Source organism: Rhodoferax sp. PAMC 29310 (assembly GCF_017948265.1).
Lineage (GTDB): Bacteria > Pseudomonadota > Gammaproteobacteria > Burkholderiales > Burkholderiaceae_C > Rhodoferax.
This window is the reverse complement of sequence record NZ_CP072852.1, coordinates 3,699,060-3,725,106: the sequence shown is the minus strand read 5'-3', so window position 1 is coordinate 3,725,106 and position 26,047 is coordinate 3,699,060. Positions and strand designations below refer to the sequence as shown.

The following is a 26,047-nucleotide window of genomic DNA, read 5'->3' as shown; positions in this document are numbered from 1 at the left end:
TGCATCCTGCGGGTTGCGATTTATTTTGGGATCGGTTCGGTCTGGTGGAAGCGCTGGCGCGCGCCCCAGCTGGCCACGCCAATGCCCAGCAAAGCCAAAGCCAGCACCGGCAAAGCCAGGCCTGCCACGCCCCAGGCGGCCAGCGTGGCGGCGAATAGCGGCGGCCCCAGCGTGGAACCAAGGTTGCCCATTTGCGCCACCGCGCCGTTGGCACGCGACTGCACCAATGATTCGTGGCTGAGGTAAGGAATAAGCGAAAACGCCGAGCCCCCCGCCAAGCCGGCCAGATACATGAGCAGCAAGGCGGCAGGCGCCTGGTCCAGCCCCAAGGCCGCGCTCGCCCACAAGCCCAAGCCCGCCAGCCCCACGCCGACAAAGGCCAGGCGAACCAGCCACAGCGGCGTGACCCAGGTTTGCGCAAACCAACCGGCCGAAAAGGTGCCGCTGATGCCCATCAAAGGCAACATCACTGCCAGCCAGGGCTTGCCAGCGCCGGCCTGTTGCGGCAAAAAGGTGAGCAAGGCCACGGCCATGCCGGTGTAGCAAAAAAAACAGAGGCCGGGCAACGCGGTTTCCCAGCGGGTGTAAATCTGCACATGGTGGCGAGGCACCGCGTGCCAGCGCGGCCAGTTTCCGGCGCCCATGGTGTCTGGGTCGGCAGGCAACATCGCAGCCGCCCACACCAACATGACAAACATGCCCAGCGCATGCAGACCCAGCAAACCGCTCAAGCCCAACCCGGACAACACCGCCGGCCCGAAAGCGCCGGTCAGGGCAAAGGCCACGCCCACAAAGGTGCTCCACAGCCCCATGGCCACCGAACGCTGGCGCGGGGCACAGCTGACGGCAATCAACGTTGGCGCGGCCACCACCACAGCTAGGTGAGAGACCCCCTCCAACACGCGGGTCACCCAAAGCCAAAGTGGGGGCAGCATGAGCGACTGCAGCGCCGCCAACACGGCGCCCAGCGCAAGCCCGGCCAACAACAAGCGCCGGTAGCCTATGGCATGCGCATACAGCCCCATGGTCACGCCAAACACCAGCCCCGTCAGACCCACTGTGGACAAAATAATGCCCATCTGCGCCGCACTCAGGCCGTACCACTGCTGCAGGGCAACAAAAGCAAACGACAGCTTGGCGAACTGCATGGCCGCCACCACGCCACACAGCCAGAGACAAATAACGCGGGGCCAGTGGGTGGTGGTGGGTATGAGCATGGGGGGACGATGATAGCGAGACATCTGTCGGTCCCTTAGTACCAGACCCCGGGCCAACCTCGTCCCTGCGCTATGCGGTGACGGCGCGGGGGTCACCAAGACTCGGGAAATTGGACTGAAATCTGCCGATTTCACTGGTATCTATTGCGCAGCTAGCTATCAAAGTCGCAGCAAATCAGATCTCAAATGAAGTCAAAATGACTCGCATGCCACGTCAAAAAGCTCGCGGCAGGTGCCAACCGCGTTGGCATATGAATGGGCGCTTGATCGAATCGCAGTAGAGATTCTTGAAGAAACGCATCAGCACTCTTGGCTTTGAGTTTCGCGCTGACTCGCACTGTGTAATCCGGCAGCACCGTGATGAGGCCTTGGTCGTACGCTCGGTCATGCAAGGCCGACAAGCAAAGCCCGTTCTGCGGGTTCAAGCGGTTGTTATGGTCTTCACTCCACGGAACGATGTGGCTGGCGATCAGCAATCGATCATCTTGCAGGCCACTGATGCAACAGGTGGCGTTGTAGCCCACCAAGACGGATTTTCGAAAGCGCTTGATTGACACGAACCTGCACCGTGGCGCTGCGCGTGCGGCCCAACTCGACGGGCGGCAATTCAACCTCCAATTCGTCGGCCAATTCGTCTGCCAAGTCCAGGCCATGACTCGCCGCCAGCCGGTCATGAATCGATGCCGCTTCCACCACGGTGGCGTCCCAGTTGCCCAAGAGTTCTGCCCAGACCGCTTTATCGACTTTGGAGGCACTATCCATTTCCTTGCGCCCGCTGGCAATCACCGCAGGGTCCAGGCTGGCCAAGTTGCAGAGTTTGAGCGCCACTGAATTCGCAGTGCGCCCGATCCAACCCGCCAGTTCTTTGATCAGGGGATTGCGTGCGTGCAGCTGGCCATAGTTCAATTGCAGGTAGATATGCAACCCTGCCAACACCTGTTCGCGGGTCCAGTCATTGCGTGGCTTCTTCTCTTGCGTCATACCGTTTTTCTCCATGAAAAGCAGTATGCCAGGCAGCGCAGTCCAACTACTTTGGCCTAGCCTCGTGCGCGATCTTGCGACGTGATCGCTGATTGAGTCGAAAGGTATCGGCGGGGGGGAGGCAGTCTTCGGGGTTCACGTAGTACACCGTCCAGTCGCCGTAATACTTGCCATCAAACACAACCATATCGTCCAAGAAGCCAATCACTGTTTGGACACAGTCGTCTTCAAAATACGTTTTTTCATCGCCCTTACATTCAAACTCGAGCTTGATCTCATTGGAATACGTGGTGTGGCACCACTCGAGTGGCCCGATGGCGGGGCCATGGAATCCCCAGCCATCCATCGTCTGGTTGGGATCATCCCTGCCGTGGACCAGGCCCAAGTACAAACCGGGCTTGGCGGGGCTTTGCCCGTACTCTGGCATTTTGGGTTTGGCGATTTCCAGTTGAATCATCACGATCTCCTTCAAAAAAGCTTGAGGATATGAAGATCGGATCGTTTTGTGACCCAGGGCTTTGCCTGGGTGACAGGCACTTTTTCGACAACCAGCGCTGCCAAAATGGAGAGTCATTGAAAACCAAGCCAAATCACCATCTAACCCTTTCTCCACTTGGACAAGAAGCTATTACTTCAATAGCAATTGACACACCCATCCGCTCATCCCCCCGGCTCAATGACTGGCTGGCCTAACCGCTGGATAATTGCACCATGCAAGAGATTGAATCCCCCTCGGACGTGGTGCGCTTACCCGGGCCGGTGCGCCCTTCGGCCCGCTTCATGCTGTCGCACCCGGCCCACTTTATTGCGCTGGGCTTTGGCTCGGGCCTGAGTCCGTTTGCCCCCGGCACCTCGGGCACCCTCTGGGCTTGGCTGGCCTTTGTGGTGTTGCAACCCTTCATGACGGACGTGGCCTGGGCGGTGCTGATTGCCGTCTCCCTGCCCATCGGCTGGTGGGCCAGCACGGTGACGGCCAAGCACATGCGGGTGCTGGACCCCAGCAGCGTGGTGTGGGACGAAATTGTGGCTTTCTGGCTGGTGCTGTGGCTGGTGTCCCCCACCGGCTGGCTCGGCCAGTTGATTGCTTTTGCCTTGTTTCGCTACTTTGACGCGGCCAAGCCCGGCCCGGTGCGCTGGGCCGATCAGTTGTTTCACGACGTCTCCCCCGCCACCGACCCTGCCGCCTGGCGCAAAGCCGGCTTTGGCATCATGCTGGACGATCTGGTGGCCGCCGCCTGCGCGCTGCTGGTGGTGGCCTTGTGGCGAACTTGGTGGTGAACTTGGCGGTAAAAAATGCTATCAAATAATGAGCTAACTACGCATTCTGCATTAGCGAAACTGGTCAATTTGCTTCTTAAAAACAGGTACATACTGGCCACGGCAGAGAGCTGCACTGGCGGCATGATTGCGGCCACCTGCACGGATTTGTCAGGCTCTAGCGCCTGGTTTGAACGCGGCTTTGTGACCTACTCCAACGCCGCCAAAACCGAGCTACTGGGCGTGGACCCCGCATTGATTCAAGCCCACGGCGCCGTGAGCGAAGCCGTGGCGCGAGCCATGGTGCTGGGCGCCTTGGCCCACTCCCCGGCGCAAGTGGCGGTTGCCGTCACCGGCGTGGCCGGGCCCACAGGCGGCAGCGCCGACAAGCCGGTGGGCACGGTGTGGTTTGGGCTGGCGGTGCCGGGCCAAGTGGTCACAGAGCGCTGCCTGTTCCTCGGCGACCGGGCCGCCGTGCGGGCCGCCACAGTGCAACACGCGTTGACCCGACTGGCGCAACTGCTGGGCTGAATTCGCTCAAGCCTGAATCAATGCGCTCAAGGGCCGGCGTGGAGCGGGCGCGACAGGCGCCCCGTAACCGACCCGCGCCCACATTTGTACGGTGTGACCCTGCCCGGCGGCGCCCACCATTTGATGTATGTCCGCATAGGGCTGCCTCTGTTCTGCGTATTCCTGCAAGGCCTGCGACAGAGGCTGCATGGACACGCCCTGCACCGTGGCCGCCAACTGCACTCGGGCATAGGCCCGACCGGCATTGACCTGGGTGACTCGGTCATTGCCTTCGGTGTTGATCCACAAAAACGCTGGGGTACTGTCCAATTTTTCATTGAACGCCTTGAGCTGACTGGTGGTGGCGTAGGCGTCAGGCGCAGGGGCGTGGCTGCGGTCGAACAGCCCCAGTCGGTCCAGAACAATCACCATGGGATCGGTGAGCGAGATGCCGTCCCGGTGCTGGGCTATCTCGGACCCACCCACACGCAGGAGCTTCATCGACTCCTCGATCGTGCGTGGCGTGGTCAGCTCAATGCGCCAGGCCTCCTTGGCGACTTCGCGGTGCTTGTTCATGGCATCGGCTTGTTGGTCGCTCACATAACCAAATTGCATCTTCGGAAAGTTGGCAGCATCGGCCATCGCAGACCACGCCTTGGGGGGCAACGGTCGGGCGAGATCGTAGCCATTGCGGTTGGTGTGGCGCTGAAGAATGGCGGCAAACAAAGGGTCTTTGGGCAGACCGCTGTCGGGGCTCAAACGAATGCGTGCGACTGGGCGAGTGTCCAACTCCTGAGGCCCAAATGCGCCTTCAGGGAAGAGCGTGATGTCAGCTCGCAACCCTTGTTCTTTGGCGGCCAGGTCCAGCAACTCCAGAAACGTGCCGTGGCTCATCATGATCTGGCGAAACAGGGGATCGGTCTGCGGCAACAAACGCGTCAAGTCGCAGCGCAAGGTGATTTCATGGGGCGTTCTCAAGTCCACCAGCCAGGATTGGAGGTTATGGGAATGGGGGGCCAGCAGGGCGTAGCTCAGCAGCCAGCGCCGTACATCACCCGCTGGAGACGCATCCGGCCCGGGGCCATTCCAGGCCTGGATGGCCTCGGATGGCATGCCCATGCTGCATCCGCTCAGGCCAAGTGAGCCGGCGGTGCTTGCCACAATGACGCCGCCGCCCACCACCCGCATAAAGCTTCTTCGTTTCATGATGAGGTTTCCTCGCAGGAAGTGAATCGGGTCAGGGCCGCGACATCAGGTGCGTGTTGGGCCTCATGCCCGCAGAATCCGAGGTCGACCAGGGCGGCCAGGGCGGCCAGCGTAGCCGATCTCAGCGGCGTGTGCGGCTCGGCACCAATCAAGGTCACCAACTTGTCGTTGACCAGTGCGTGGTTCACATTCCAAAGGTAGCGCATTTTTAGCAACGCCGCCCAGGTCGGAATCAGCAGCGCGCCAATGCGAATCGCAGGCCACGGCAGGGTCGCTTGCTTCAATACTGCGTCCTGCTCAAGCCAGCCCTGCTGAATGGCAAGAGGTGTCAGCACGGCCCGCCAGTCGTCGGGGTTTAGCTCATGTCCTCGAAAGTGCAGTACCTCAGCGGGCTGACATTCGTTGCGCTGGGCCGCCACTTCAACAAAAGTGCGGGCCAGGTCCGGCAGATAGGCCCAGGCCAGCGTCACCTCTGCGGGGCCCGCGTAGGTGACGCGGCCTTTGCGAAGGTCTTTGACCATGACTGAGTCAAACCAGGTTCCCCGCTCCGCCCCAAAAAAATTACCCGCACGAATCACCACACTGCGCACACCCGAGGCGGCCAAGCGCTCCTCCATGGCCACGCGAATTTGCCCCATGGGCGTGGTCGGCGCTTGAGGGGTGTCTTCCCGAAGCAGGGCGGGCATGTGGGCGCCAAAGTTGTACACATTGCCCGGCAGCATCAAGGTGGCACTCAGGGGGCCAGCAAGCGCGATGGCCGCATCCAGCATCGGCAGCGCCGAGCGGCGCCACGCCGCCACGGTATAGGCGGGGCTGAGGGCATGCACCACCACGGCGGCCCCTTGGGCGGCGTGCGCCAAGGCAGTGTCACTGAGATCCACCGCCAACCAGTCAACCCCTGGCTCTGTGGGCGCCTGACTGCCCGCACGAATTTGCCCCAGCACCCGCCAGCCGGCCTGGACAAACGCCCGGGCACAGGCCTGGCCGAACCGGCCCTTGGCGCCCAGAATGAGAACAGTGGATGACATGAGGTACTCCTTCGAATGACTCGCCAATTGCGATGCCTCATTGTCAAAAGACCTCAACAAATACACAATTGCATAAATATTTATATCAGACATTCACAAATGAATAACGAAATGACGCCACACCATGCTGCACACGTTTGACTGGAATCTGGTGCGGTCTTTTTTGCTGGTGCTCGATCAGGGCAGCCTGCTGGGTGCGGCCCGCGTGTTGGGCAGCAGCCAGCCCACCGTGGGGCGCCACGTGGCCGAGTTGGAGAGCCAACTCGGCGTGGTCTTGTTCGAACGCACCGGCCGTGGCCTGGTGCCCACCACCACCGCGTTGACACTGGCCAAGGCCGCGCGCGAGATGGAGGCCGGCGCGCTTCAACTGCAAACCACCTTGTCGGGCGCGAAATCCAAAACTGCGGGCACGGTGCGCATCACTGCAAGCACACCGGTGGCGGTTCACCTCTTGCCCAAGTTGCTAGCCGATATGCGCCGGCTATTGCCCGATATTCAGGTGGAACTGGTGTCCAGCAACCAGGTCAGCAACCTGCTGCGCCGGGAGGCCGACATTGCCATTCGCATGGTGCGCCCCGACCAATCGTCTTTGATCGCCAAAAAACTGGGCGACGTGGCGTTGGGCGCGTATGCTCATCAGGACTATTTGGCGCGCCGGGGTGTCCTTCGAGAGCCTGCCGATTTGCTCAAGCACGACCTGATTGGCAGCGACACGGACACCGCCATTCTGCAAGGCTTTCAGGCCATGGGACACGCGGCCACCCTCGAAACATTCGCCCTCAGAACGGATGATTTTCTGGTGCAGTGGGCGGCCGTAAAGGCGGGCTTAGGGATTGGTTTTTGCGCTGATTACATTGCCAGCGCGGAGCCCAAGGTGGTCCCGGTTTTGACCCACCAATTGCAAATTCCGCCTTTGCCCATGTGGCTGGCTGTGCACCGGGAAATTCGCACCAACCCGCGGATTCGCGCCGTCTTCGACCACTTGGCAGAGGGCCTGCCTGCCTTGATTGCATGAAGGGCGGGGCCCAAAACACTGAGGGCAACGTTTCGACACCAGGACCACGGCCTTGAAACGAGTCACAATTTCCTACAGACACACTGCTACACAAGGAACGCTCTATGTCATGGTTTGACCAGTTCACCACACGCTATTTTGAAACCACCGGCGCGCGCATTCACGCGCGGGTGTCGCCTGGCACGCCGGATGGTCGGCCGGTGCTGCTACTGTTGCATGGGTTTCCGCAAAGCCACGTCATGTGGCACCGCGTGGCGCAACAACTGCAGCAACATTACTACCTTGTGATGCCCGATTTGCGCGGTTATGGCGACTCTGAAAAAGCGCCTGGTCGGGCCGACCACAGCAACTACAGCAAACGCGCCATGGCGCTGGACATGGTGGAGATCATGGCCATGCTGGGTGTGACTTCGTTTTACGTTTGCGGGCATGACCGGGGTGGGCGGGTGGCCCACCGCCTGGCACTGGACCACCCGCAACGGGTGTTGCAGCTGTGCGTGATTGACATCGCCCCCACGCTGGACATGTATGCTGCCACTGACTTTGAATTTGCCCGCGCCTACGAACACTGGTTCCATCTGATTCAACCCGAGCCATTCCCGGAGACCCTGATTGGCGGCAACCCGCTGGCCTACCTGCACGCCAAGCTGGGGGGCTGGGGCTCTACCAGTCTGGACTACATCGAAGCCTCGGCGCTGGCCGAGTACGAGCGCTGCTTTGTGCAGCCTGAGACGATTCACGCCATGTGCGAGGACTACCGCGCCAGCGCCGGCATTGATCTGGAGCACGACCGCGAAAGCCGCGCCAAAGGCGAAAAAATTGCTTGCGCCACGCTAGTGTTGTGGGGCGAGCGCGGCGTGGTGAACCGGCTGTTTGACCCGGTGACCCTGTGGCAGGCGCAGTGTGAGCAGCGGGTGTCGGGCCAACTGCTACCGGCCGGTCACTTCATTCCCGAAGAGTGGCCTAACCCCACGGCAGGGGCGCTGCTCGACTTCTTTGAGCCCACGGCCTGATCCGACCCGCCGACTTACAGCGCCGTCCAGGCGCCTTGGTTGGCACTGGAGACCACCGTTGCGGCCACAAAGCGCAGGCTTTGCAAGCCGTCATGGGAATTGGGAAAGTAGAGCGACAGCGGGTCCGCCACCTGGCCGGTGCGCCGCGCGATGATGGCGTCGGCGGCGTTGGAATACAGGTTGGCAAACGCCTCGTGAAACCCTTCCGGATGACCGGCCACAATGCGCGAGGCCCGGGCCGACAAGGGCAAGGTGCCCGGTCCATTGGGGGTGCGAACTTGCGCGGGCGCGTCCAGCGGTTTGAATTGCAACACCTGCGGGTGCTCCTGGGTCCACTCCAGCGTGCCCAACTCACCGCTAATGCGAATGCGCAAACTGTTTTCCACACCGGTGGCCGCCTGGGTGATCCAGAAACTGCCGCGCGCGCCATTGCTCATGCGCAACAAGGCGCCGGCATAGTCGTGCGTGACCCGGTCCGGCACGATGCTGCCAATCTCGGCGGCCACTTCGGCCACGTCCAGATCAGTCATAAAGCACAGCAGGTTGTGCGCGTGGGTGCCAATGGCCCCCAACACCAGCGAGGGGCCGCCACGCGCCGGGTCGTCTTTCCACGCACTCTTTGATGGGCCGGCCTTGGCGCGGTTGCCTTGCACATACTCCACCTGCACCAGCCGAATCTCGCCCAGTTGACCGGCCATCACCATGGCCTTGGCCTGGCGCACCATGGGGTAGCCGGTGTAGTTGTGGATCAGGCAAAACACCTGGCCCGTGGCCTGCGCTTTGGCGTGCAACGCCTGGGCTTCTTCCAGCGTGTTGGTCATGGGCTTGTCGCAAATCACGTCCATGCCGCGCTCCAGCGCTTGCATGGCAAACGCGTAGTGGCTGTCGTTGGGCGTCATGATGGCGACCACCTCGGCGCCGTCTGCGCGTTGGGCCTCGGCGTCAATCAGCGCCTGGCCACTGGGGTAGCTGCGTTCCAGCGACACACCGATCTCCTGGCCGCCCAAGCGCGCGCGCTCAGGGTCAGACGACAACGCTGCCGCCACCAGTTCATAGCGGTCGTCGAGGCGCGCGGCTTGGCGGTGCATGGCGCCAATAAAAGAGCCCGGTCCGCCGCCGATGACGGCCAGGCGCAAGCGACGGCCCAGGGGTTTGAATACGGTGGAATCGCTCATGGTGACTTTCTTTCAGGTAACGGGGGCCGGGTTAAACAGCACCAATGCATTGTGCAGTTTCCAGTGTTCGGCCCAGGTCTTTTTGCCGCTGGCCACGGCCAGCATCAGGCGGAACAACTCCCAACCCACGTCTTCAATGCTGGCCTCGCCGCTGGCAATGCGCCCGGCGTTGATGTCCATCAAATCGTGCCAGCGCCGCGCCAGATCGTTGCGAGTGGCGACCTTGATGACCGGCACTTCGGCCAGGCCATAGGGCGTGCCGCGCCCGGTGGTGAAAATGTGCACATTGATGCCAGCCGCCACTTGCAGCGTGCCGCAAATAAAGTCGCTGGCCGGGGTGGCGGCGTAAATCAAACCCTTTTCCCGGACCTTCTCGCCCGGTGACAAGACGCCGCTGATGGGCGCCGTGCCGGACTTGATGATGGAGCCCATGGCTTTTTCAACAATGTTGGACAACCCGCCTGCCTTGTTGCCGGGAGTGGTGTTGGCGCTGCGGTCAACCTGGCCTTTTTGCAAGTAGTTGTCGTACCAGGCCATCTCACGCACCATGGCCTCGGCCACCTCGGGGGTGCTGGCACGGGCAGTGAGCTGGTCAACGCCGTCGCGCACCTCGGTGGTCTCGGAGAACATCACGGTGGCGCCAGCGCGCACCAGCAAGTCGGTGGCAAAGCCCACCGCCGGGTTGGCGGTGACGCCGGAAAAAGCGTCACTGCCGCCACATTGCACCCCCACCACCAATTCGGACGCGGGACAGGTTTCACGGCGACGTTGGTTCAGGCGCTTCAGGTGAACCTCGGCCTGGCGCATGACCGAGTCGATCATGGACATAAAGCCCACATGCGCCTCGTCTTGCAGGCACACCACGTCCAGCGCGGCAGCGGTGGTGTCACCGCGTTGATCAGTAATGGCAATGGTGCCGGGTGGCAGCAGGCGTTCAGGCTGCAGTTTTTCGCAGCCCAGGCTGACGACCATGACCTCGCCGCCAAAGTTGGGGTTCAGGCTGATGTTGCGCAGCGTGCGAATGGGGATGATGGCATCGGGCGCGTCAATGGCCACGCCGCAGCCATAGCTGTGCTCCAGGCCCACCACATCGTCCACTTGCGGGTAGCGCGGCAACAACTCGGCCTTGATGCGCTGCACCGCAAAGTCCACCACCCCGGCCACACATTGCACCGTGGTGGTGATGGCCAGAATATTGCGACTGCCCACCGAGCCGTCGGCGTTGCGGAAGCCCTCAAAGGTGTAACCCTCCAGCGGGGCCATGGCCGCGGGTTTGACCGTGGCCATGGGCAAGCCCGTCAAGGCCCGGGCCTGCGGCATTTGCAGCAGTCGCTCGTGCACCCACGCGCCGGCCGCGATGTCTTTCAGGGCGTGACCAATGACCACGTTGTAGCGCCGCACAGCCTCACCCGCCGCCAGCGCCACCAAGGCCACCTTGTGGCCTTGCGGCACCTTGTCGACCAGCGTGAGTCCGTTGGGGAACACAGTGCCCGCCTGCAAGCCGCCGTCGTTGACGACGATGGCCACGTTGTCGGCCTCGTGCATGCGAATGAACAAGGGGGCGTTGGCAACGGACTCAGTCATGGCAGAAAACTCCGGCAGCAGGCAATGGCATCAGGACAGGGTATACGCCGTTTTCACGGTGGTGAAGAACTCCTGCGCGTACTTGCCCTGCTCGCGCGAGCCGTAGCTGGAGGACTTGCGCCCGCCAAATGGCACGTGGTAGTCGACACCGGCCGTGGGCAGGTTGACCATCACCATGCCGGCTTGACTGTGGCGCTTGAAGTGCGTGGCGTATTTCAGCGAAGTGGTGGCAATGCCCGCTGACAGCCCAAACGGCGTGTTATTGGCCTCGGCCAGCGCTTCCTCGTAACCTTTGACACGGATGATGCTGGCCACCGGGCCAAACACTTCTTCGCGGTTGATCCGCATGGTGGCGGTGGTCTCGGTCAGCAAGGCCGGGGCCATGTAGAAGCCCTCGTTGTCACGCGCCAGACGTTCGCCACCAGCCACCAGCACCGCACCTTCATCCTGACCAATCTGCACGTAAGACAGGTCTTGCTCCAGCTGAGTCAGAGACGACACGGGGCCGATATCAATACCCGCTTGCTGCGCATCACCGACCTTCAAGCTGGCCATGCGCGTTTTCATGGCGTCCAGGAAACGGGGGTAAATGGCATCGGTCACGATGAGTCGGCTGGACGCCGTGCAGCGCTGGCCGGTCGAGAAGAACGCGCTTTGCACGCTGAGCTCCACGGCTTGCGCCAAATCGGCGTCATCCAGAATGACTTGCGGGTTCTTACCGCCCATTTCCAGCTGCACCTTTTTGAGGTTCACGGCGCACTGCTGGGCAATACGCCCGCCCACACCTTGTGAGCCGGTGAAGCTGATGGCGTCCACGCCGGGGTGGTTCACCAGCGGGTCGCCGATGACACTGCCGCGTCCCATGACGAGATTGAAAACACCCGCGGGAATGCCGCTGCGGCTGATGATCTCGGCCAGCGCCCAAGCGCAGCCAGGCACCAGATCAGCGGGTTTGAAGACCACGCAGTTGCCGTAGGCCAGGGCTGGTGCAATCTTCCAGGCCGGAATGGCAATGGGAAAGTTCCACGGCGTGATCAAACCCACCACGCCCATGGGCTCGCGGGTGACTTCAACGCCAATACCGGGGCGCACTGAAGGCAAAGTCTCACCCGCCAAACGCAGGCATTCACCCGCAAAGAACTTGAAAATATTGCCAGCGCGGGCGGCTTCGCCAATGCCTTCTGCGAGGGTCTTGCCTTCTTCACGGGCCAGCAGGGTGCCCAACTCTTCGCGGCGGGCCAGAATCTCGGTGCCAATCTTGTCCAGCGCATCAGACCGGGCCTGAATGCCCGAGACCGACCAAGCGGGGAAAGCGGCACGGGCCGCTTGCACGGCCGAATCCAGGTGTTCGGCGCTGGCCTGAGCGTAATCACCCAGCACGTCGCTCAGGTTGGAGGGGTTGATGTTGGGGCTGTAGCTGGCGCCAGCGACCCAGGTGCCATTGATCAGGTTGTCAAATTTTTGTGTCATGCCGTGTCTTTTCGGTTGTGAAGTTACTGAGGGCCGAGTGCCTTGATCAGCACATCGAGCTGTTCCATCTCTGCGGGTGTGAGGTCGGTCAACGGCGCGCGCACTGGACCGGCCGGGTGCCCCACCAGGGTGGCGCCGGCCTTGATGATGCTCACCCCGTAGCCGGGCACCTTGTTGCGAATCGCCAGGTAAGGCATGAAGAAGTCTTTCAGCAGACGGTGCTGCGTGGCCATGTCATCAACGGCCACGGCTTTGTAAAAGTCCATGGCGGTTTTGGGGATGAAGTTGAACACCGCTGACGAGTAAACCGGTGTTCCCAACGCCTTGTAGGCTGCCGCATAAACCTCGGCGGTGGGCAGTCCACCCAGGTAGGCAAAGCGGTCGCCCATCTTCAGGTAGATGGTGGACATGGCTTCAATGTCGCCCACGCCGTCCTTGAAACCGATCAGGTTGGGGCAGCGGTCGGCCAGAATCGCCAGCGACTCGGCAGTGAGCTTGCAGACATTGCGGTTGTAAACAATCACGCCAAATTTCACGCTTTTGCACACCGCTTCCACATGGGCGATCAGGCCCTCCTGACCGGCTTCGGTCAGGTAGTGGGGCAGCAACAAGACGCCGTGGGCACCGAGGCGCTCGGCTTCTTGCGCGCACTGAATGGCAAAACGGGTCGTGCCGCCCGCGCCGGCAATGATGGGCACTTTTCCACGGCAGGTGTCCACCGCCGTTTTGATGATGGACGGGTACTCATCGCCGGTCAGCGAGAAAAACTCACCCGTGCCACCGGCGGCAAACAGGGCCGAGGCGCCGTACGGGGCCAGCCACTCCAGGCGCTCGGCATAACTTTTGGCGTTGAAGTCGCCCTGGGCGTCAAAGTCGGTCACAGGGAACGACAACAGGCCCTGAGACATGATGGATTTGAGGTCTTGTGGATTCATGATGGGTCTTTCCTGAATAAATGGTTACTTCTGAATTGATAGCTAACTGCGCAGGTATTACCTGCGCTAGAGGCCAATTTGATCTATAAATTTGAGCGCTAAAACCGCGGCTTGATTTGCTGCCAGTCGGGCCGAAACCGCTGCATCTGAACGACGTCATTGCGGGTGCGAATGCGACAGTGCTGGTAGGCGGCGTGCAGCTCGGCCAAGCGGTCCTGGTCGAGCGTCACGCCCAAGCCGGGCTGGTCGGTCAGGTGAACACAGCCACCCGTGATGGGCACCTTGCCGCCCACCAAGACCTCATCGCTCTGCCACGGGTAGTGCGTGTCGCAGGCATAGCTGAGGTGATGCACCGAAGCCGCCAGGTGGGTCATTGCCATCAGGCTAATGCCCAGGTGCGAGTTGGAGTGCATGGACAGTCCCAGCCCAAAGGTGCTGCAGGTGCGTGCCAGCGCCTGGGTGACGCGCAGACCGCCCCAGTAGTGGTGATCTGACAGCAAAATTTGCACGGCATTGAGTTCGATGCTGCGGCGCAGCTCGGCCCAGTTGGTGATGACCATATTGGTGGCCAAGGGCAAACCGGTGGCCTTGTGCAACGCCGCCATGCCCTCCAGCGTGGGGGTGGGGTCTTCGTAGTACTCCAGGCAACCAGCTAGCTTGTCGGCCACACGCAGGCTGGTGGCCATGGACCAATTGCTGTTCGGATCAATGCGAAGCTGGTGCTCGGGAAATTCGGCCTTCAGCGCCAAAATAGCGCCGGCCTCTTCCTCGGGGTCAAACACACCGGCTTTGAGCTTGATGCTTTCGAAACCGTATTGGTCAATCATCTGGCGCGCCTGCTGCACGATCTGCGCAGCATTCACCGCCTCGCCATAGGGGTCGGGCGCGTACTCAGCGTCAACCGAGGCGTCCCACTTGTAAAACAGGTAAGCCGAGTAAGGCACCTTGTCACGCACCGCGCCGCCCAGCAGCTCCACCAGCGGAATGCCCAGCGTGCGGGCTTGCAAGTCCAGAAGCGCCACCTCAAACGCAGAGAACACGCTGTTGATCAAGTTGCTGCCCAGCGAGCCGGGGGCCAGTTCCATCTCCACCTGGCCCGAGTTGGTTTTCGGGGCATGGGCGACCACCCGGGCCCACAGGCCGTTGGTGTCAAATGCCGAAAGACCGATCAGGCTGCCTTGGGTGCGGGTTAACAAATCCAGCACAGGTGCGTCGCCATAGGTTTCACCCAGCCCCACTTCGCCGTTGGCGCCCACCACCTCAATGATGGAGCGCAAACCAAAGGGCTCATGCACGCCAGCGGCGTTGAGCAAGGCCGGGTCCTTGATGGCGATGGGAGTGACGCGGACATCGACAATTTTCATGACAAGCGGTCCTTATTTCAGAAGCAGGTTGGGCAGCCACATGGACAGCGCCGGCACATAGGTCACCGCCATCAAGACCACCAGCAAGGCGCCAAAGAAGGGGTAAAGCGCCTTGATCACAGACTCAATCGGCAGCTTGGCCACAGCAGCGCCCACGAACAACACGCCACCCACGGGCGGTGTGATCAGGCCCATGCCGAGGTTGACCATCATGATCATGCCGAAGTGAACCGGGTCCACGCCAATGGCGGTTACCACTGGCAGCAGAATCGGCGTCATGATCAGAATCAGCGGTGCCATGTCCATCAGCGTGCCCAAAAGCAGCAAGAGCACGTTGATCATCAAGAGCACCACGTACTTGTTGTCTGACACGCTGGTGAACATTTCGGTGATCTGCTGCGGAATCTGCATCAAGGTCATGATGTAGCCAAAACTGGCGGCAAAACCAATCAGGATCATCACAATGGCCAGCGTCTTGACGGTGCGGTGCACCAGCTTGGGCAGCTCATTCCACTTGTAGTCGCGGTAGATGAACAAGGTCACAAAAAAGGCCCAGATCACCGCAATGGCGGCGGATTCGGTGGCGGTGAAGATGCCCGACAGGATGCCGCCCAGAATAATCACCATCGTCATCAAGCCCCACATGGCATCGGCGCAAATGCGTAGCGCTTCACGCATCGGAATGCGTCGCCCTTTTGGGAAGTTTTTCTTTTTGGCTATGAACAGGCACATGATGGCCAGCGTCAGCCCCAGCAACAAGCCCGGCAGAATGCCCGCCAGGAACAAAGCCGCAATGGACACTGAACCACCCGCCGCCAGCGAATAGATCACCGCGTTGTGGCTGGGGGGTATCAGAATGGCCTGCACAGAGCCCGCCACAGTCACCGCCGTCGCGAAGGAGCGTGGGTAGCCTTTCTTCTCCATTTCGGGAATCAAAACCGATCCAATAGAAGCGGTGTCGGCCATGGACGAGCCAGAAATGGCACCGAAGAAGGTGGAGGCCAAAATATTGACCAATGACAAACCGCCACGCACAAACCCTACCAGAACGCTGGCGAAAGCCACCAGTCGGCGGGACATGCCGCCCTCGGCCATGATGGCGCCGGCCAGCACAAAGAAGGGAATGGCCAGCAGGGAGAACTTATTGACACCGGCAGCGATGGCGATCATCACCGCATCCAGCGGAATATCAATCCACCAGGCGCCAATCAAGGCGGACAGGCCCAGCGCGTACGCCACTGGCATACCAATAATCATCAGGCCCAGGAAGGACCCTAACAGTACGAACGCGTCCATCAGAGTTCCCCTAGTTCAAGTTTTTCATGGTCAAAAGTGACCACGGCGCGGTTGCCCTGGTGGCCCAGAAAAATGTGTTCGAGCGTGAATAAAAAGGTCACAGCACCGCCCAGTGGGACGGGCAAATAGGTCGCGCCTACGGGCATCCACGGAATCTCACCAATGTTTTGCCCCCAGGTGCCGATGCACAACTTGGCCCCGTAATAGGTCATGAATGCGGCCACAGCCAGCATCAGAAAGTTCACCAAAACCGCGACACCGCGCCTGATGGCTGCGGGCATGCGGTCTGTCACCATGGCCACCGCAATATGAGAGCCTGCGCGGTACGCAGCGGCGGCTCCAAAAAAGGTGAAAACAACCATCAACAGGATAGAGACCGGCTCAGGCCATTGCGAGCCGGTGCCCAGCACATAGCGGGCAAAAATGCCCCAGGGAATGATGAGAGCCATCACAAAAACCGAGGCACCGGAGATCCAGATGCACGCGAGATACAGCAGGTCACTACAACGCAAAATATTGTTTTTCATATCGTCTTCCAGGCGCAACAAAGCGGGCTGCATCGCGTGGCGACGCAGCCGGCCCTGTCTTTTTCAATTACTTGGTGGCGTCAATGCGCTTCATCAAATCGGCAAACTTGGCGCCGTACTTGGCCCGCACGGGTGCGGTGGCGTCAAAGAAGAGCTTTTGATCGACTTGCACGAACTCAATGCCAGCGGCTTTGAGTTTTTCGGTGTACTCGGCGACGCTCTTGTCCCACAAGACGCGTTGCTCCATTTGAGCCTCACGCGCCACTTTTTTCATCAGCGTTTGGTCAGCTGGGGTCAGCTTGTCCCAGGTGACTTTGGACATGACCAACAGCTCAGGAATGATCAGGTGGTTGGTCTGCGCGTAGTACTTGGTACCGGTTGTGTAGTGGTTGGAGGTGAAGAAGCTCGGCGGGTTGTTCTCGGCGCCATCGATCACACCGGTTTGCAAGGCGCTGAACACCTCGCCATAGGACATGGAAATGCCATTGCCGCCCATGGCATTCATGGTGTCCACAAACAGGGGGTTGCCCATCATGCGGACTTTGATACCGGCCATGTCTGCCGGTGTTTTGACGAGTTTTTTGGTGTACAGACTGCGTGCACCGCCGTCCATCCATCCCAGGGCGACCAGCCGCGCCGGGCTGTTGGTGACCTTCTCCAACAATTCCGCACCAATGGGGCCGTCAATGACGGCGCGCATATGGGCAATATTGCGAAAGACGAAGGGCATGTTGAACACGTCCACATCTGGCGCTACCGGACCGACCACGCCCAGGGAAATGCGGGCGATTTGAATCGCACCAATCTGAACTTGCTCAACGGCTTCTTTTTCCTGGCCAAGCACAGCACCAGGGTACATCTTCATCTTGATGCGGCCATTGGTAGCTGCTTCCAGCTTTTTACCCATGTTCTCGACCGCGACCACGGTGGGGTAGCCCGCCGGGTGCGTATCGGAGGCTTTGAGAACGATGTCCTCGGCTTGCGCGTGAAAGGATGAAGTGAATGCCACAGCAGCGACGGCAGCAGCGATGAAGTTTCTACGGAAGGTCATGGTGGTTGTCTCCTTTATTGACCGGTTAAATAGAACTGACGGGAAAGCGGGAAAAGCAGGGCTCAGCCAAGCCGGCCACGCCAGCATCCAGTGCAAACACCGAGCCATTGAGTCCGGGTTGTGCGCGAGATTCCGAGGCTGGCAGGATGGAAGTCACCAGCAATTGATTCAGGTTTGGCCCACCAAAGGCGCACATGGAGGGCTTGGCGACGGGAACTGCGAGAGAGCGAAGTAACTCGCCTTGTGGCGAAAAACAATGAACGAGACCGGCGTCATTTCCGCAAATCCAATAGCAACCATTGACGTCAACGGCTGCGCCATCGGGGCGGCCCGGCATTTCTGTCATGTCGGCAAACAAACGTCGGTTGGACAGCTCGCCGGCGGGCGCGGCAAAGTCAAAGGTCCAAATTTTTTGCACCGAGGGGTGGGAGTCCGACAAGTAGGCTGTCTTGCCATCCGTACTGAAGGCGATGCCATTGGGTGTGATCAGTCCATCCACCCGTGGCTGCCCCAAACCTGACTCATCCAGACAATACACGGCACCCACCAGCGCGGCCAGGGACATGTCCATGCACATGGTGCTGACCCAAAACCGACCCATTGCGTCACAGCGACCGTCGTTGAAGCGCATATTGGTCTGGGGGTGCTGAATGCTGGCGAGGCAGGACAAGTGCACTTCGGAGGCGGCCAGCAATTGCACGGCGAACACCCCGGTTTCCATGGCCGCCACCAAGCCACCTTTGGCACTCAGCGCGATACAACCGACCCGCTCTGGCAAACGCCAGCTCAGTTGGGTCTTGCTAGCCCAGTCCAGACGCCGAATCAGGCGACCTTCAATGTCCACCCAGTACAGTGCTTGCTCTACCACTGACCAGACCGGGCACTCGCCCACCTGATCGCGAGTCTCGGAAATGACGGTGTACTCAGACATCAAAGGGGCCTGCGGTCAGAAACCCACCGCCTTGGTACACGGCGGCCGGATCGGAGAAGTCGGGCGCGGGGGTGCGGGCATAGACGGCTTCCCGGAACCCGTCCGAGCTGTCCTGGGGCACATAGCCCACATGGCGTGCGCCGGCGTTGTCCCACCAGGAAACGGCGTTGTTGGACATGCCAAAAATCACGCTGTGTCCCAGCACTGGCGTGGTCAGGCAAGCGGTGATCAGGCCGTGCAAGTCCCCCGTGCTCAACCAGGTGGCCAACATGCGCCGGTCTTTTGGTTCCGGGAATGACGAGCCAATGCGAACACAGGCAGTCTCAATGCCGTAGCGGTCAAAGTAGAAACGCGACAAGTCCTCGCCAAAGGCCTTGCTGACCCCGTAAAGACTGTCCGGGCGGGGCGGGTCGTTGACGGTGATGGTTTCCGACTGCCGGTAGTAACCGGTGACATGGTTGGAGCTGGCGAACACCACACGCTTCACACCATGTTTGCGTGCCGCCTCATAGAGGTTGAACACCCCCAGAATATTGGCTTGCATGATGGGCGCAAACGCACTCTCCACCGAGACGCCACCCAGATGAACAATGGCATCTACCCCACGCACCATCTCGCTCACGGCGACAGCGTCGGCCAGATCAGCCTGCACCACTTCTTCACCGGCGCGGGCAGGACTCATTTCAGCCCAGTCAGACACGCGAAGCACATCGCAATTGGCGCCCAACAGGTCGCGCAAGACCTGCCCAAGGCCGCCAGCGGCGCCGGTCAACAAAAGCTTGTGGTGGACTTTGATCGTCATTTCTCTACTCTTTTCAAATACTTGTTGGCAAGCGCTGGACAATTCATGCGGGTCGCTTTAAAGTGGCTTCATTGAGACAACCGTTATCAGTTGTCTGACAAGTACAAATTATCAGCACCTCACCTCACCGGGTCAAGAAGTTTTATATGGAATCAGTGAAAACCCCTAGTCATCTTGCCCCCCGGCCCCGGCGTGCACGCGGTCTCGTCCAGGAAATCGTGGAAGGCTTGGAGGCAGACATTCGGAATGGGCACATCCAGCCAGGTGACAAACTGCCGTCCGAAGCGGAAATCATGGGCCGCTTTGATGTCAGCCGTACAGTGGTTCGGGAGGCGATTTCGAAACTGCAGGCCTCAAAAAAGGTGGAAACCCGGCACGGCATTGGCACCTTTGCCCTGCCACCAGCCGACACCAGCAACTTCAAGATTGCCGACGAAGACTTTGCCACCGTGAGCGATGTCATCGCGGTACTGGAGCTGCGCATCAGCCTGGAAGCGGAAGCGGCTGGGTTGGCGGCCCAGCGTCGGACCGAGACGAATTTGAACGCACTCACCGCGGCGCTTGACGCCTTTCTAAACTCCATCAAGCAAGACTCTGATGCGGTGCCGCCTGACTTTCAGTTCCACATGGAAGTGGCCCGCGCCACCCAGAATCAGCACTTTACCGACTTGATGACTTACCTGGGCGCCATGATCATCCCGCGCACGCGGGTGAACACGCCGAGTAGCGCGCCGGAGGGGCGCTACCAGTATCTGCAACGCGTGCATGCTGAGCATGAAAGCATTCTGAATGCCATTCGCAATCAGGATGTGGACGCCGCCCGTGCTGCCATGCGCACCCACTTGGGCAACAGCCGGGAACGCCTGCGCAAGAGCCAAATCCAGCCACAGGAACGCCAGAAATAGCGGCAGATACACAGGGGAGGTGCCAACTTCCACAGTGCACTTTTTTATCTCAACTTGTACGATGTCAGTTATTAAAAGACATCCATTGATCTAATACTCTCATGACCGACACACGCGCCACCCACTCTTTCAGCACTCCCATCATTACGGCCATGCAGGTTATTCCGGTGGCCGGGCACGACAGCATGCTGCTCAACCTGAGCGGCGCCCACGGCCCCTTCTTCACCCGCAACCTGGTCGTGTTAACCGACAGCCTGGGCCACAGCGGTGTGGGCGAAGTTCCGGGCGGTGAAAAAATTCGCCAAACCTTGGAGAGCGCGCGTGACTCGGTTATCGGCCAGCCGCTGGGCCAATGGAACGCCGTGCTGAACAGCCTGCGCACTCGCTTCGCGGATCGTGACAGCGCAGGGCGCGGCAAGCAGACCTTCGACCTGCGGGTGATGATTCACGCGGTCACCGCCGTGGAAAGCGCCCTGCTTGATCTGTTGGGCCAGTTTCTGAATGTGCCGGTGGCGGCGCTGCTGGGCGAGGGCCAGCAGCGCGACCAAGTTGCCCTGCTCGGCTATTTGTTTTACATCGGCGACCGCACCCAAACTGACTTACCTTACGAGACCTGCCCCGACGCCAACAACGACTGGTTTCGCGTTCGGCACGAGAAAGCCATGGATGCCAAAGCCGTGGTTCGCTTGGCCGAGGCCGCCTATGCGCGCTACGGTTTCAAAGACTTCAAACTCAAAGGCGGGGTGCTGCGCGGCGAAGAAGAAATGGAGGCGGTGGACGCCTTGCATACCCGCTTTCCTGATGCCCGCGTCACCCTGGACCCCAATGGCGGCTGGTTGCTGAAAGACGCCGTGCGGCTGTGCCGCGACCACCGCCATGCCTTGGCCTATGCGGAAGACCCGTGCGGGGCAGAAGGCGTGTTCTCAGCCCGCGAAGTGATGGCGGAATTTCGCCGTGAGACGGGCCTGATGACGGCCACGAACATGGTGGCCACCGATTGGCGGGAAATGGCGCACGCGATTCAGCTGCAGTCCGTCGATATACCGCTGGCGGACCCGCATTTTTGGACGATGCAGGGCTCGGTGCGGGTGGCTCAGCTTTGCGAGATGCACGGATTGACTTGGGGCTCTCACTCCAACAACCACTTTGACATTTCGCTGGCCATGTTCACCCATGTGGCAGCCGCCGCGCCGGGCAAGGTCACGGCGATTGACACCCATTGGATTTGGCAAGACGGCCAGCGCCTGACGAAAGAACCGCTGGCCATTGTGGACGGCTGCATCACGGTTCCTACCAAGCCAGGCTTGGGGATTGAGCTGGACATGGCCGAAGTGGCCAAGGCGCACCAGCTTTACCTGCAGCATGGGTTGGGGGCGCGCGATGACGCCGTTGCCATGCAGTACCTGGTGCCCAACTGGCAGTTCAACCCCAAAAGACCTTGCCTGGACCGTTAAGGGCTTAAATAAGAGGTGCGTCCTTGGCCGCCCAAGGGCAGACAGGGACGCGGAGAAGAATCAAGCGCCGCAGCACTTCTTGTACTTTTTGCCACTGCCGCAAGAGCAAGGGTCGTTGCGACCCGGGGTGGCAACCGCGCGAACGGTTTCCACGCGGGGGCCAAAGTTACTCCACATTGCCCGCAGGTCATACACCGCCCAAACGGCATCGGCAAAGGCGTTAAGGCGCTTGACGCTGACGCTGGGGGGTGCCTCGTCGTCAAAGATCGACAGGGTGGGCTCGTCGGTATCGTCTTCGGTCAACGCCACCATGGCCTCCAGCGCGCTGTTCAGCAGCTTGGCCGCTTCCTTGTCGCGTGGGGCGGTCCATTCATCGGGCCAAGCCTCGACCACAAACATGAAGCCCAGCGCCCAGACCTGGCCAAAGGATGGCAAGGCTTCGCCCGCCATTTCAGCGCGCTCTGCTTCTGGCAGGGCGGCTACGGCACCACGCACGTCCATCACCTCAGGGTGGTAAGCGGCGTCATCGTCGAGCGCTTCCACCTCTTGATTGAGGGCGTGGGCGACTTCATTCCAGCGGCGCGTCCAAAGCGAGAAAAATTCTGCTTGCTGTTCCGGGCTGGCAAAAGAGCCTTCGTCTTCGCCGCCCTCCTCGCCAATGGCGAGCAGCACCGGCAGATACTCGGATTGTGGAATTACCCGGCGGCAGCAAATGACAGCGGCCATGAAGCCTTCACAGAACTCCCATTGCGGGGTCTCGTCGTAACGGCTGCGCAGGTCGTCCAAAATGGTGTCAATAGCGTCGAACTCGTCCGGGCTCAAGGGCTCATTGGAAGTGTCGATAAAAGTGTCAGGGGTGATGTCTTGAGTCATGGTCGCATTGGCGTTGGATCGGGAAGACCCCTATTTTGCCTTGCAAGGTTTTGACGTTGGCGCAACACCAGCCGCCCTACACTGAAAACCTGCCGATTCGGCGCTAAAAGGAAGCCATGCTGCACACCCTGAATACGATTTTCCCCGTTCGGTACACGGCCTTCATCCTGAGTGCCCTGGGCTTGCTGATGAGTGCCGCGACGGTGATCACGATGGGCGTGGGCTGGCTGATTCTGCCCATTTTTATGGCACTGGTGGGCGTGGGCCTGTTTGACCTGATCCGGCACAAAAGCTCGATTCTTCGCAACTACCCCATCATTGGACACCTGCGTTACACGATGGAGTTTGTGCGGCCTGAGATTCGCCAGTACTTCATTGTGAGCGACAGCGAGGCCACGCCGTTCTCGCGCGCCCAGCGATCGCTGGTGTACCAGCGCGCCAAAGGTGAGTCGGACAAGCGCCCTTTCGGCACCCAGTTGGAGGTGTACGCAGAAGGGTTTGAGTGGATTAACCACTCCATGGTGCCGACCCGTTTGAGCACCCACGACTTTCGGCTCACGATTGGCGGCGACTGCGCACAGCCCTACGACGCCAGTGTGTTCAACATCTCCGCCATGAGCTTCGGCGCATTGAGCGCCAATGCCATTCTGGCGCTCAATGCGGGCGCCAAGCGCGGCGGCTTTGCACATGACACGGGCGAGGGGTCAATCTCGGTGCACCACCGAGCCCACGGTGGTGACTTGATCTGGGAAATTGGCTCGGGCTACTTTGGTTGCCGCAACGACGACGGAAGTTTTAACGCGGATCGATTTGCCAAGAATGCGGCCGACCCTCAAGTGAAGATGATTGAATTGAAACTAAGTCAGGGCGCCAAACCCGGCCACGGCGGCGTACTGCCCGGCTCCAAGGTGACCCCCGAAATTTCGGAGGCGCGGGGCGTGCCTGTGGGCCAGGACTGCATCTCTCCGTCATCCCACAGCGCGTTCAGCACCCCCGTGGACATGTTGCATTTCATCGCCCGTCTGCGGGAACTCTCTGGCGGCAAGCCCACGGGCTTCAAGCTGTGTATTGGCCATCCGTGGGAGTGGTTTTCCATCGTGAAGGCCATGCTGGCCACGGGCATCACCCCGGACTTCATCGTCGTCGACGGCGCCGAGGGTGGCACAGGCGCTGCGCCGCTGGAGTTCACCAACCATGTAGGAGCGCCCTTGCATGAAGGCCTGCTGCTGGTGCACAACACCTTGCGCGGCGCGGGCTTGCGTGAGCGCATCAAAATTGGGGCCGCAGGCAAGGTGGTGAGCGCTTTCGACATTGCCCGCCTGCTGGCGCTGGGCGCAGACTGGTGCAACAGCGCACGCGGCTTCATGTTTGCGCTGGGCTGCATTCAGGCCCAACATTTCCACACCGGCCATTGCCCCACGGGCTTGACCACGCAAGACCCCTTGCGCCAGCAATCGCTGGTCGTGCCCGACAAAGCGCAGCGCGTGTACAACTTCCACCAACAAACCTTGCACGCACTGCAAGAGTTGGTGCAGGCGGCGGGCTTGCTGCACCCGAAAGACATCACCGCCCACCACATTGTTCGGCGTACCACGGACCGCAAGGTGCAATCACTGGCTCAATTGATTTTGACTCAATTGCCCGACAACGCCCTGCTGTTGGACGATCTGCGGGGATTGCCGCTGATCTACCAACACCACTGGCCGCTGGCCAGCAGTGACAGCTTCACGCTACAACAGTCATAGCGCGCTGCGCTGCCACACCAAGGGTTAGAAGCCGCTTTGCCATGCAAATAACGGCTGCATCCTTGCTGAGCAGGACGGCTTGGTGAGCCACGGCGAGGTCGATGAACTTTTGATCGTCTGCATCCCGGCAGGTGTATGGCGCCTTATCAGCCACGGCCACCAATTTGGCTTGCGCGTCAAAGTGTGCCAACACCCCACTGGCCGTGAGTTGGTAGAGAGCCAGGCGGGCCGCAATCTTGGGGTAGGCCAACACCCGCTCCAACTCGTCGCGCATGGACTGCGTGGCGACCCATTGCAACTCACCCGCGTCCAGCGCCTGCTTCAGGGGCAGGGCCGCCGGGTCGTTGAACACAAACGCGTCCAGGACGATGTTGGTGTCGAGCACGATCATTTGGTGCGCGCCGAGCCCTTCACCATGTCAAAACGGAACATGCGGCACTCAATCGGGCCGTTCCACATGGGCACGCGGCGCGACTCCTTGAGGCGCATCTTGCCCGGCAGCTTCAAGTCGGGCGTCAGCACCCAGGCGGTCCAGTTGGCGTAATTTTTCTTCCAGTGCGCGCTGAGCTGGTTGAAGAAGTCCACGCCTTCGTCCGTCTGCGCCAGCTCGCGAGCGCCAAAACGGGCTTGCTGCTCGACACCGGCCACACCGGCCACGTCAATTCGCTCGCCATAGGGCGGGTTCAGCATCATCACGCCCGGCTCATCGACCGGAGGCATACGCTGCAACGCATCGCCACCACGGAACTCGATCACATCGGCCACGCCAGCCCGTTCGGCGTTGCGCTGGGCAAAGTCCACCATCCGGTGCGAAACGTCACTGCCAAAAATAATGGGTTTTTGGCCGGGCTCCCTCACCACCTCTGCGTCAGCCGCTTCTCTTTTCATCGCATCCCAGTCCGCACGGCGAAAGGGAAGGTATTTCTCAAAGGCGAATCGACGGCGGCTGCCGGCCGCAATGTTGCAGGCAATCTGAGCTGCTTCAATGAGCACCGTGCCGCTGCCGCAGCAGGGGTCGTACAAGGGCAGCAGGTCATCCTCACCCTCGGCCCAGCCGCTGGCGGCAATCATGGCGGCTGCCAGGGTTTCCTTCAAAGGCGCATCACCCTTGTCCTCGCGCCAGCCGCGCTTGAATAGCGGTTCGCCGGAAGTATCCAGGTACAAAGAGCAGCTGTCAGTGGTCAAGTGCACGTAAATGCGGGCATCTGGCCACTGGGTATTCACATCGGGGCGCACGCCATTGGCGGCTACGCGGAAACGGTCACACACGGCATCTTTCACCTTCAGTGCCGCAAAGTTGAGGGAGGTGAGCGGGCTGTGCTGGGCTGTGACTGCGATCTTGATGCTTTCCTTGGGCGTGAACCAGCGCTCCCACTCGACCTCGCTGGCCGCGCGGTACAGGTCCTGCTCGCTGCGGTACTCGGTGTACGACAGCAAGACCAGTACCCGCTGGGCCAGGCGGCTGTAGAGATTGAGCAACATGGCGTGCGACCATGAGGTGCGCACCGCGACGCCGCCGCGCTGCTTGGTTGCGCAGCCCGGGGGCAGGCCGGTTATGCGAAGCACCTCGGGCAGTAATAGGTCTTCAACGCCTGCGGCGCAGGGTAAAAATAATTGCAATTGGTTCACGTCGTTTTCCTATGACAGGTTTATTGTTCTGGGGCGCAAGCGATGCTCCGCTAATCTCCGGTGCCCGTAGGTCTGGTGG

Annotated in this window: 26 protein-coding genes; 7 read left to right on the top strand and 19 right to left on the bottom strand. The window is 60.6% G+C overall.

What is annotated here, in order from left to right; translation table 11 throughout:
* Positions 1-20: 20 nt before the first annotated feature.
* The 4 genes from J8G15_RS17310 to J8G15_RS17295 form a co-directional block, all read right to left on the bottom strand.
* Positions 21-1,217, bottom strand: a complete 1,197-nt coding sequence (locus J8G15_RS17310; RefSeq protein WP_210543722.1) for an MFS transporter — start codon at positions 1,215-1,217, stop codon at positions 21-23.
* Positions 1,218-1,399: 182 nt separating this feature from the next.
* Positions 1,400-1,693, bottom strand: a complete 294-nt coding sequence (locus J8G15_RS17305) for an HNH endonuclease (protein ID WP_210543721.1) — start codon at positions 1,691-1,693, stop codon at positions 1,400-1,402.
* Positions 1,694-1,697: 4 nt separating this feature from the next.
* Positions 1,698-2,198, bottom strand: a complete 501-nt coding sequence (locus J8G15_RS17300; RefSeq protein WP_210543719.1) for a hypothetical protein — start codon at positions 2,196-2,198, stop codon at positions 1,698-1,700.
* 46 nt (positions 2,199-2,244) lie between these two features.
* Positions 2,245-2,655, bottom strand: coding sequence for a hypothetical protein (locus tag J8G15_RS17295; protein WP_210543718.1), 411 nt, complete (start codon positions 2,653-2,655; stop codon positions 2,245-2,247).
* A gap of 254 nt (positions 2,656-2,909) precedes the next feature.
* Here J8G15_RS17295 and J8G15_RS17290 point away from each other — a divergent pair, with 254 nt between their 5' ends.
* Both J8G15_RS17290 and J8G15_RS17285 read left to right on the top strand, forming a co-directional pair.
* Positions 2,910-3,476, top strand: a complete 567-nt coding sequence (locus J8G15_RS17290; protein WP_210543717.1) for a phosphatidylglycerophosphatase A — start codon at positions 2,910-2,912, stop codon at positions 3,474-3,476.
* A gap of 15 nt (positions 3,477-3,491) precedes the next feature.
* Positions 3,492-3,986: a CinA family protein gene (locus tag J8G15_RS17285; RefSeq protein ID WP_210543716.1), complete on the top strand. Its 495-nt coding sequence runs from the start codon at positions 3,492-3,494 to the stop codon at positions 3,984-3,986.
* A 6-nt stretch (positions 3,987-3,992) separates the two neighbouring features.
* Here the strand turns inward: J8G15_RS17285 and J8G15_RS17280 are convergent, their stop codons facing one another.
* Both J8G15_RS17280 and J8G15_RS17275 read right to left on the bottom strand, forming a co-directional pair.
* Positions 3,993-5,171 carry a nitroreductase family protein gene (locus tag J8G15_RS17280; RefSeq protein WP_210543715.1) on the bottom strand — a complete coding sequence of 393 codons (1,179 nt, stop codon included), beginning with the start codon at positions 5,169-5,171 and terminating at the stop codon, positions 3,993-3,995.
* A complete protein-coding gene (locus J8G15_RS17275) occupies positions 5,168-6,199 on the bottom strand; it encodes an NAD-dependent epimerase/dehydratase family protein (protein ID WP_210543714.1) in 1,032 nt (343 codons plus the stop codon). The genes J8G15_RS17280 and J8G15_RS17275 overlap by 4 nt, the downstream gene beginning before the upstream one ends.
* Positions 6,200-6,323: 124 nt before the next feature.
* On the opposite strand from J8G15_RS17275, the gene J8G15_RS17270 reads away from it, so the two are divergent.
* Together J8G15_RS17270 and J8G15_RS17265 are read left to right on the top strand one after the other, a co-directional pair.
* On the top strand, positions 6,324-7,214 hold the full coding sequence (locus tag J8G15_RS17270) for a LysR family transcriptional regulator (protein WP_210543713.1): 891 nt from the start codon (positions 6,324-6,326) through the stop codon (positions 7,212-7,214).
* Between the two features lie 104 nt (positions 7,215-7,318).
* Positions 7,319-8,227: an alpha/beta fold hydrolase gene (locus tag J8G15_RS17265; RefSeq protein ID WP_210543712.1), complete on the top strand. Its 909-nt coding sequence runs from the start codon at positions 7,319-7,321 to the stop codon at positions 8,225-8,227.
* A gap of 14 nt (positions 8,228-8,241) precedes the next feature.
* On the opposite strand, the gene J8G15_RS17260 is transcribed toward J8G15_RS17265, so the two are convergent.
* The 10 genes from J8G15_RS17260 to J8G15_RS17215 all read right to left on the bottom strand — a co-directional run bounded on the left by J8G15_RS17260 (position 8,242) and on the right by J8G15_RS17215 (position 19,362).
* Positions 8,242-9,402, bottom strand: coding sequence for a Gfo/Idh/MocA family protein (locus J8G15_RS17260; RefSeq protein WP_210543711.1), 1,161 nt, complete (start codon positions 9,400-9,402; stop codon positions 8,242-8,244).
* Between the two features lie 12 nt (positions 9,403-9,414).
* The gene (garD, locus tag J8G15_RS17255) at positions 9,415-10,986 is read right to left on the bottom strand and encodes a galactarate dehydratase (protein ID WP_210543710.1); all 1,572 of its coding nucleotides are present in this window, start codon (positions 10,984-10,986) and stop codon (positions 9,415-9,417) included.
* 30 nt (positions 10,987-11,016) lie between these two features.
* On the bottom strand, positions 11,017-12,456 hold the full coding sequence (locus J8G15_RS17250) for an aldehyde dehydrogenase family protein (protein ID WP_210543709.1): 1,440 nt from the start codon (positions 12,454-12,456) through the stop codon (positions 11,017-11,019).
* A gap of 23 nt (positions 12,457-12,479) precedes the next feature.
* Positions 12,480-13,391 carry a 5-dehydro-4-deoxyglucarate dehydratase gene (kdgD, locus tag J8G15_RS17245; protein ID WP_210543708.1) on the bottom strand — a complete coding sequence of 304 codons (912 nt, stop codon included), beginning with the start codon at positions 13,389-13,391 and terminating at the stop codon, positions 12,480-12,482.
* Positions 13,392-13,489: 98 nt separating this feature from the next.
* Positions 13,490-14,755 (bottom strand): glucarate dehydratase family protein, encoded by a 1,266-nt coding sequence (locus J8G15_RS17240; protein WP_210543707.1) that lies wholly within the window; start codon positions 14,753-14,755, stop codon positions 13,490-13,492.
* A gap of 12 nt (positions 14,756-14,767) precedes the next feature.
* On the bottom strand, positions 14,768-16,051 hold the full coding sequence (locus J8G15_RS17235) for a TRAP transporter large permease (protein WP_210543706.1): 1,284 nt from the start codon (positions 16,049-16,051) through the stop codon (positions 14,768-14,770).
* Positions 16,051-16,578, bottom strand: a complete 528-nt coding sequence (locus J8G15_RS17230; protein ID WP_210543705.1) for a TRAP transporter small permease — start codon at positions 16,576-16,578, stop codon at positions 16,051-16,053. Before J8G15_RS17230 ends, J8G15_RS17235 begins: the two co-directional genes overlap by 1 nt.
* A gap of 67 nt (positions 16,579-16,645) precedes the next feature.
* On the bottom strand, positions 16,646-17,629 hold the full coding sequence (locus tag J8G15_RS17225; RefSeq protein WP_210543704.1) for a TRAP transporter substrate-binding protein: 984 nt from the start codon (positions 17,627-17,629) through the stop codon (positions 16,646-16,648).
* A gap of 25 nt (positions 17,630-17,654) precedes the next feature.
* Positions 17,655-18,560 (bottom strand): SMP-30/gluconolactonase/LRE family protein, encoded by a 906-nt coding sequence (locus J8G15_RS17220; protein WP_210543703.1) that lies wholly within the window; start codon positions 18,558-18,560, stop codon positions 17,655-17,657.
* A complete protein-coding gene (locus J8G15_RS17215) occupies positions 18,553-19,362 on the bottom strand; it encodes an NAD(P)-dependent oxidoreductase (protein WP_210543702.1) in 810 nt (269 codons plus the stop codon). The genes J8G15_RS17220 and J8G15_RS17215 overlap by 8 nt, the downstream gene beginning before the upstream one ends.
* A gap of 146 nt (positions 19,363-19,508) precedes the next feature.
* Between J8G15_RS17215 and J8G15_RS17210 the strand changes: the two genes are divergently transcribed.
* Together J8G15_RS17210 and gudD are read left to right on the top strand one after the other, a co-directional pair.
* Positions 19,509-20,267: a FadR/GntR family transcriptional regulator gene (locus J8G15_RS17210; protein ID WP_210543701.1), complete on the top strand. Its 759-nt coding sequence runs from the start codon at positions 19,509-19,511 to the stop codon at positions 20,265-20,267.
* Positions 20,268-20,368: 101 nt separating this feature from the next.
* Complete coding sequence (gene gudD / locus J8G15_RS17205; protein WP_210543700.1) at positions 20,369-21,721, top strand: glucarate dehydratase; 1,353 nt, start codon at positions 20,369-20,371, stop codon at positions 21,719-21,721.
* Between the two features lie 60 nt (positions 21,722-21,781).
* Here the strand turns inward: gudD and J8G15_RS17200 are convergent, their stop codons facing one another.
* Positions 21,782-22,594, bottom strand: coding sequence for a YecA family protein (locus J8G15_RS17200; protein ID WP_210543699.1), 813 nt, complete (start codon positions 22,592-22,594; stop codon positions 21,782-21,784).
* Between the two features lie 116 nt (positions 22,595-22,710).
* On the opposite strand from J8G15_RS17200, the gene J8G15_RS17195 reads away from it, so the two are divergent.
* Positions 22,711-24,339 (top strand): FMN-binding glutamate synthase family protein, encoded by a 1,629-nt coding sequence (locus J8G15_RS17195; protein WP_210543698.1) that lies wholly within the window; start codon positions 22,711-22,713, stop codon positions 24,337-24,339.
* Here the strand turns inward: J8G15_RS17195 and J8G15_RS17190 are convergent.
* Together J8G15_RS17190 and J8G15_RS17185 are read right to left on the bottom strand one after the other, a co-directional pair.
* Positions 24,320-24,730: a putative toxin-antitoxin system toxin component, PIN family gene (locus tag J8G15_RS17190; RefSeq protein WP_210543697.1), complete on the bottom strand. Its 411-nt coding sequence runs from the start codon at positions 24,728-24,730 to the stop codon at positions 24,320-24,322. The genes J8G15_RS17195 and J8G15_RS17190 overlap by 20 nt on opposite strands.
* Positions 24,727-25,968, bottom strand: coding sequence for a class I SAM-dependent RNA methyltransferase (locus tag J8G15_RS17185; RefSeq protein ID WP_210543696.1), 1,242 nt, complete (start codon positions 25,966-25,968; stop codon positions 24,727-24,729). The genes J8G15_RS17190 and J8G15_RS17185 overlap by 4 nt, the downstream gene beginning before the upstream one ends.
* Between the last annotated feature and the right edge of the window lie 79 nt (positions 25,969-26,047).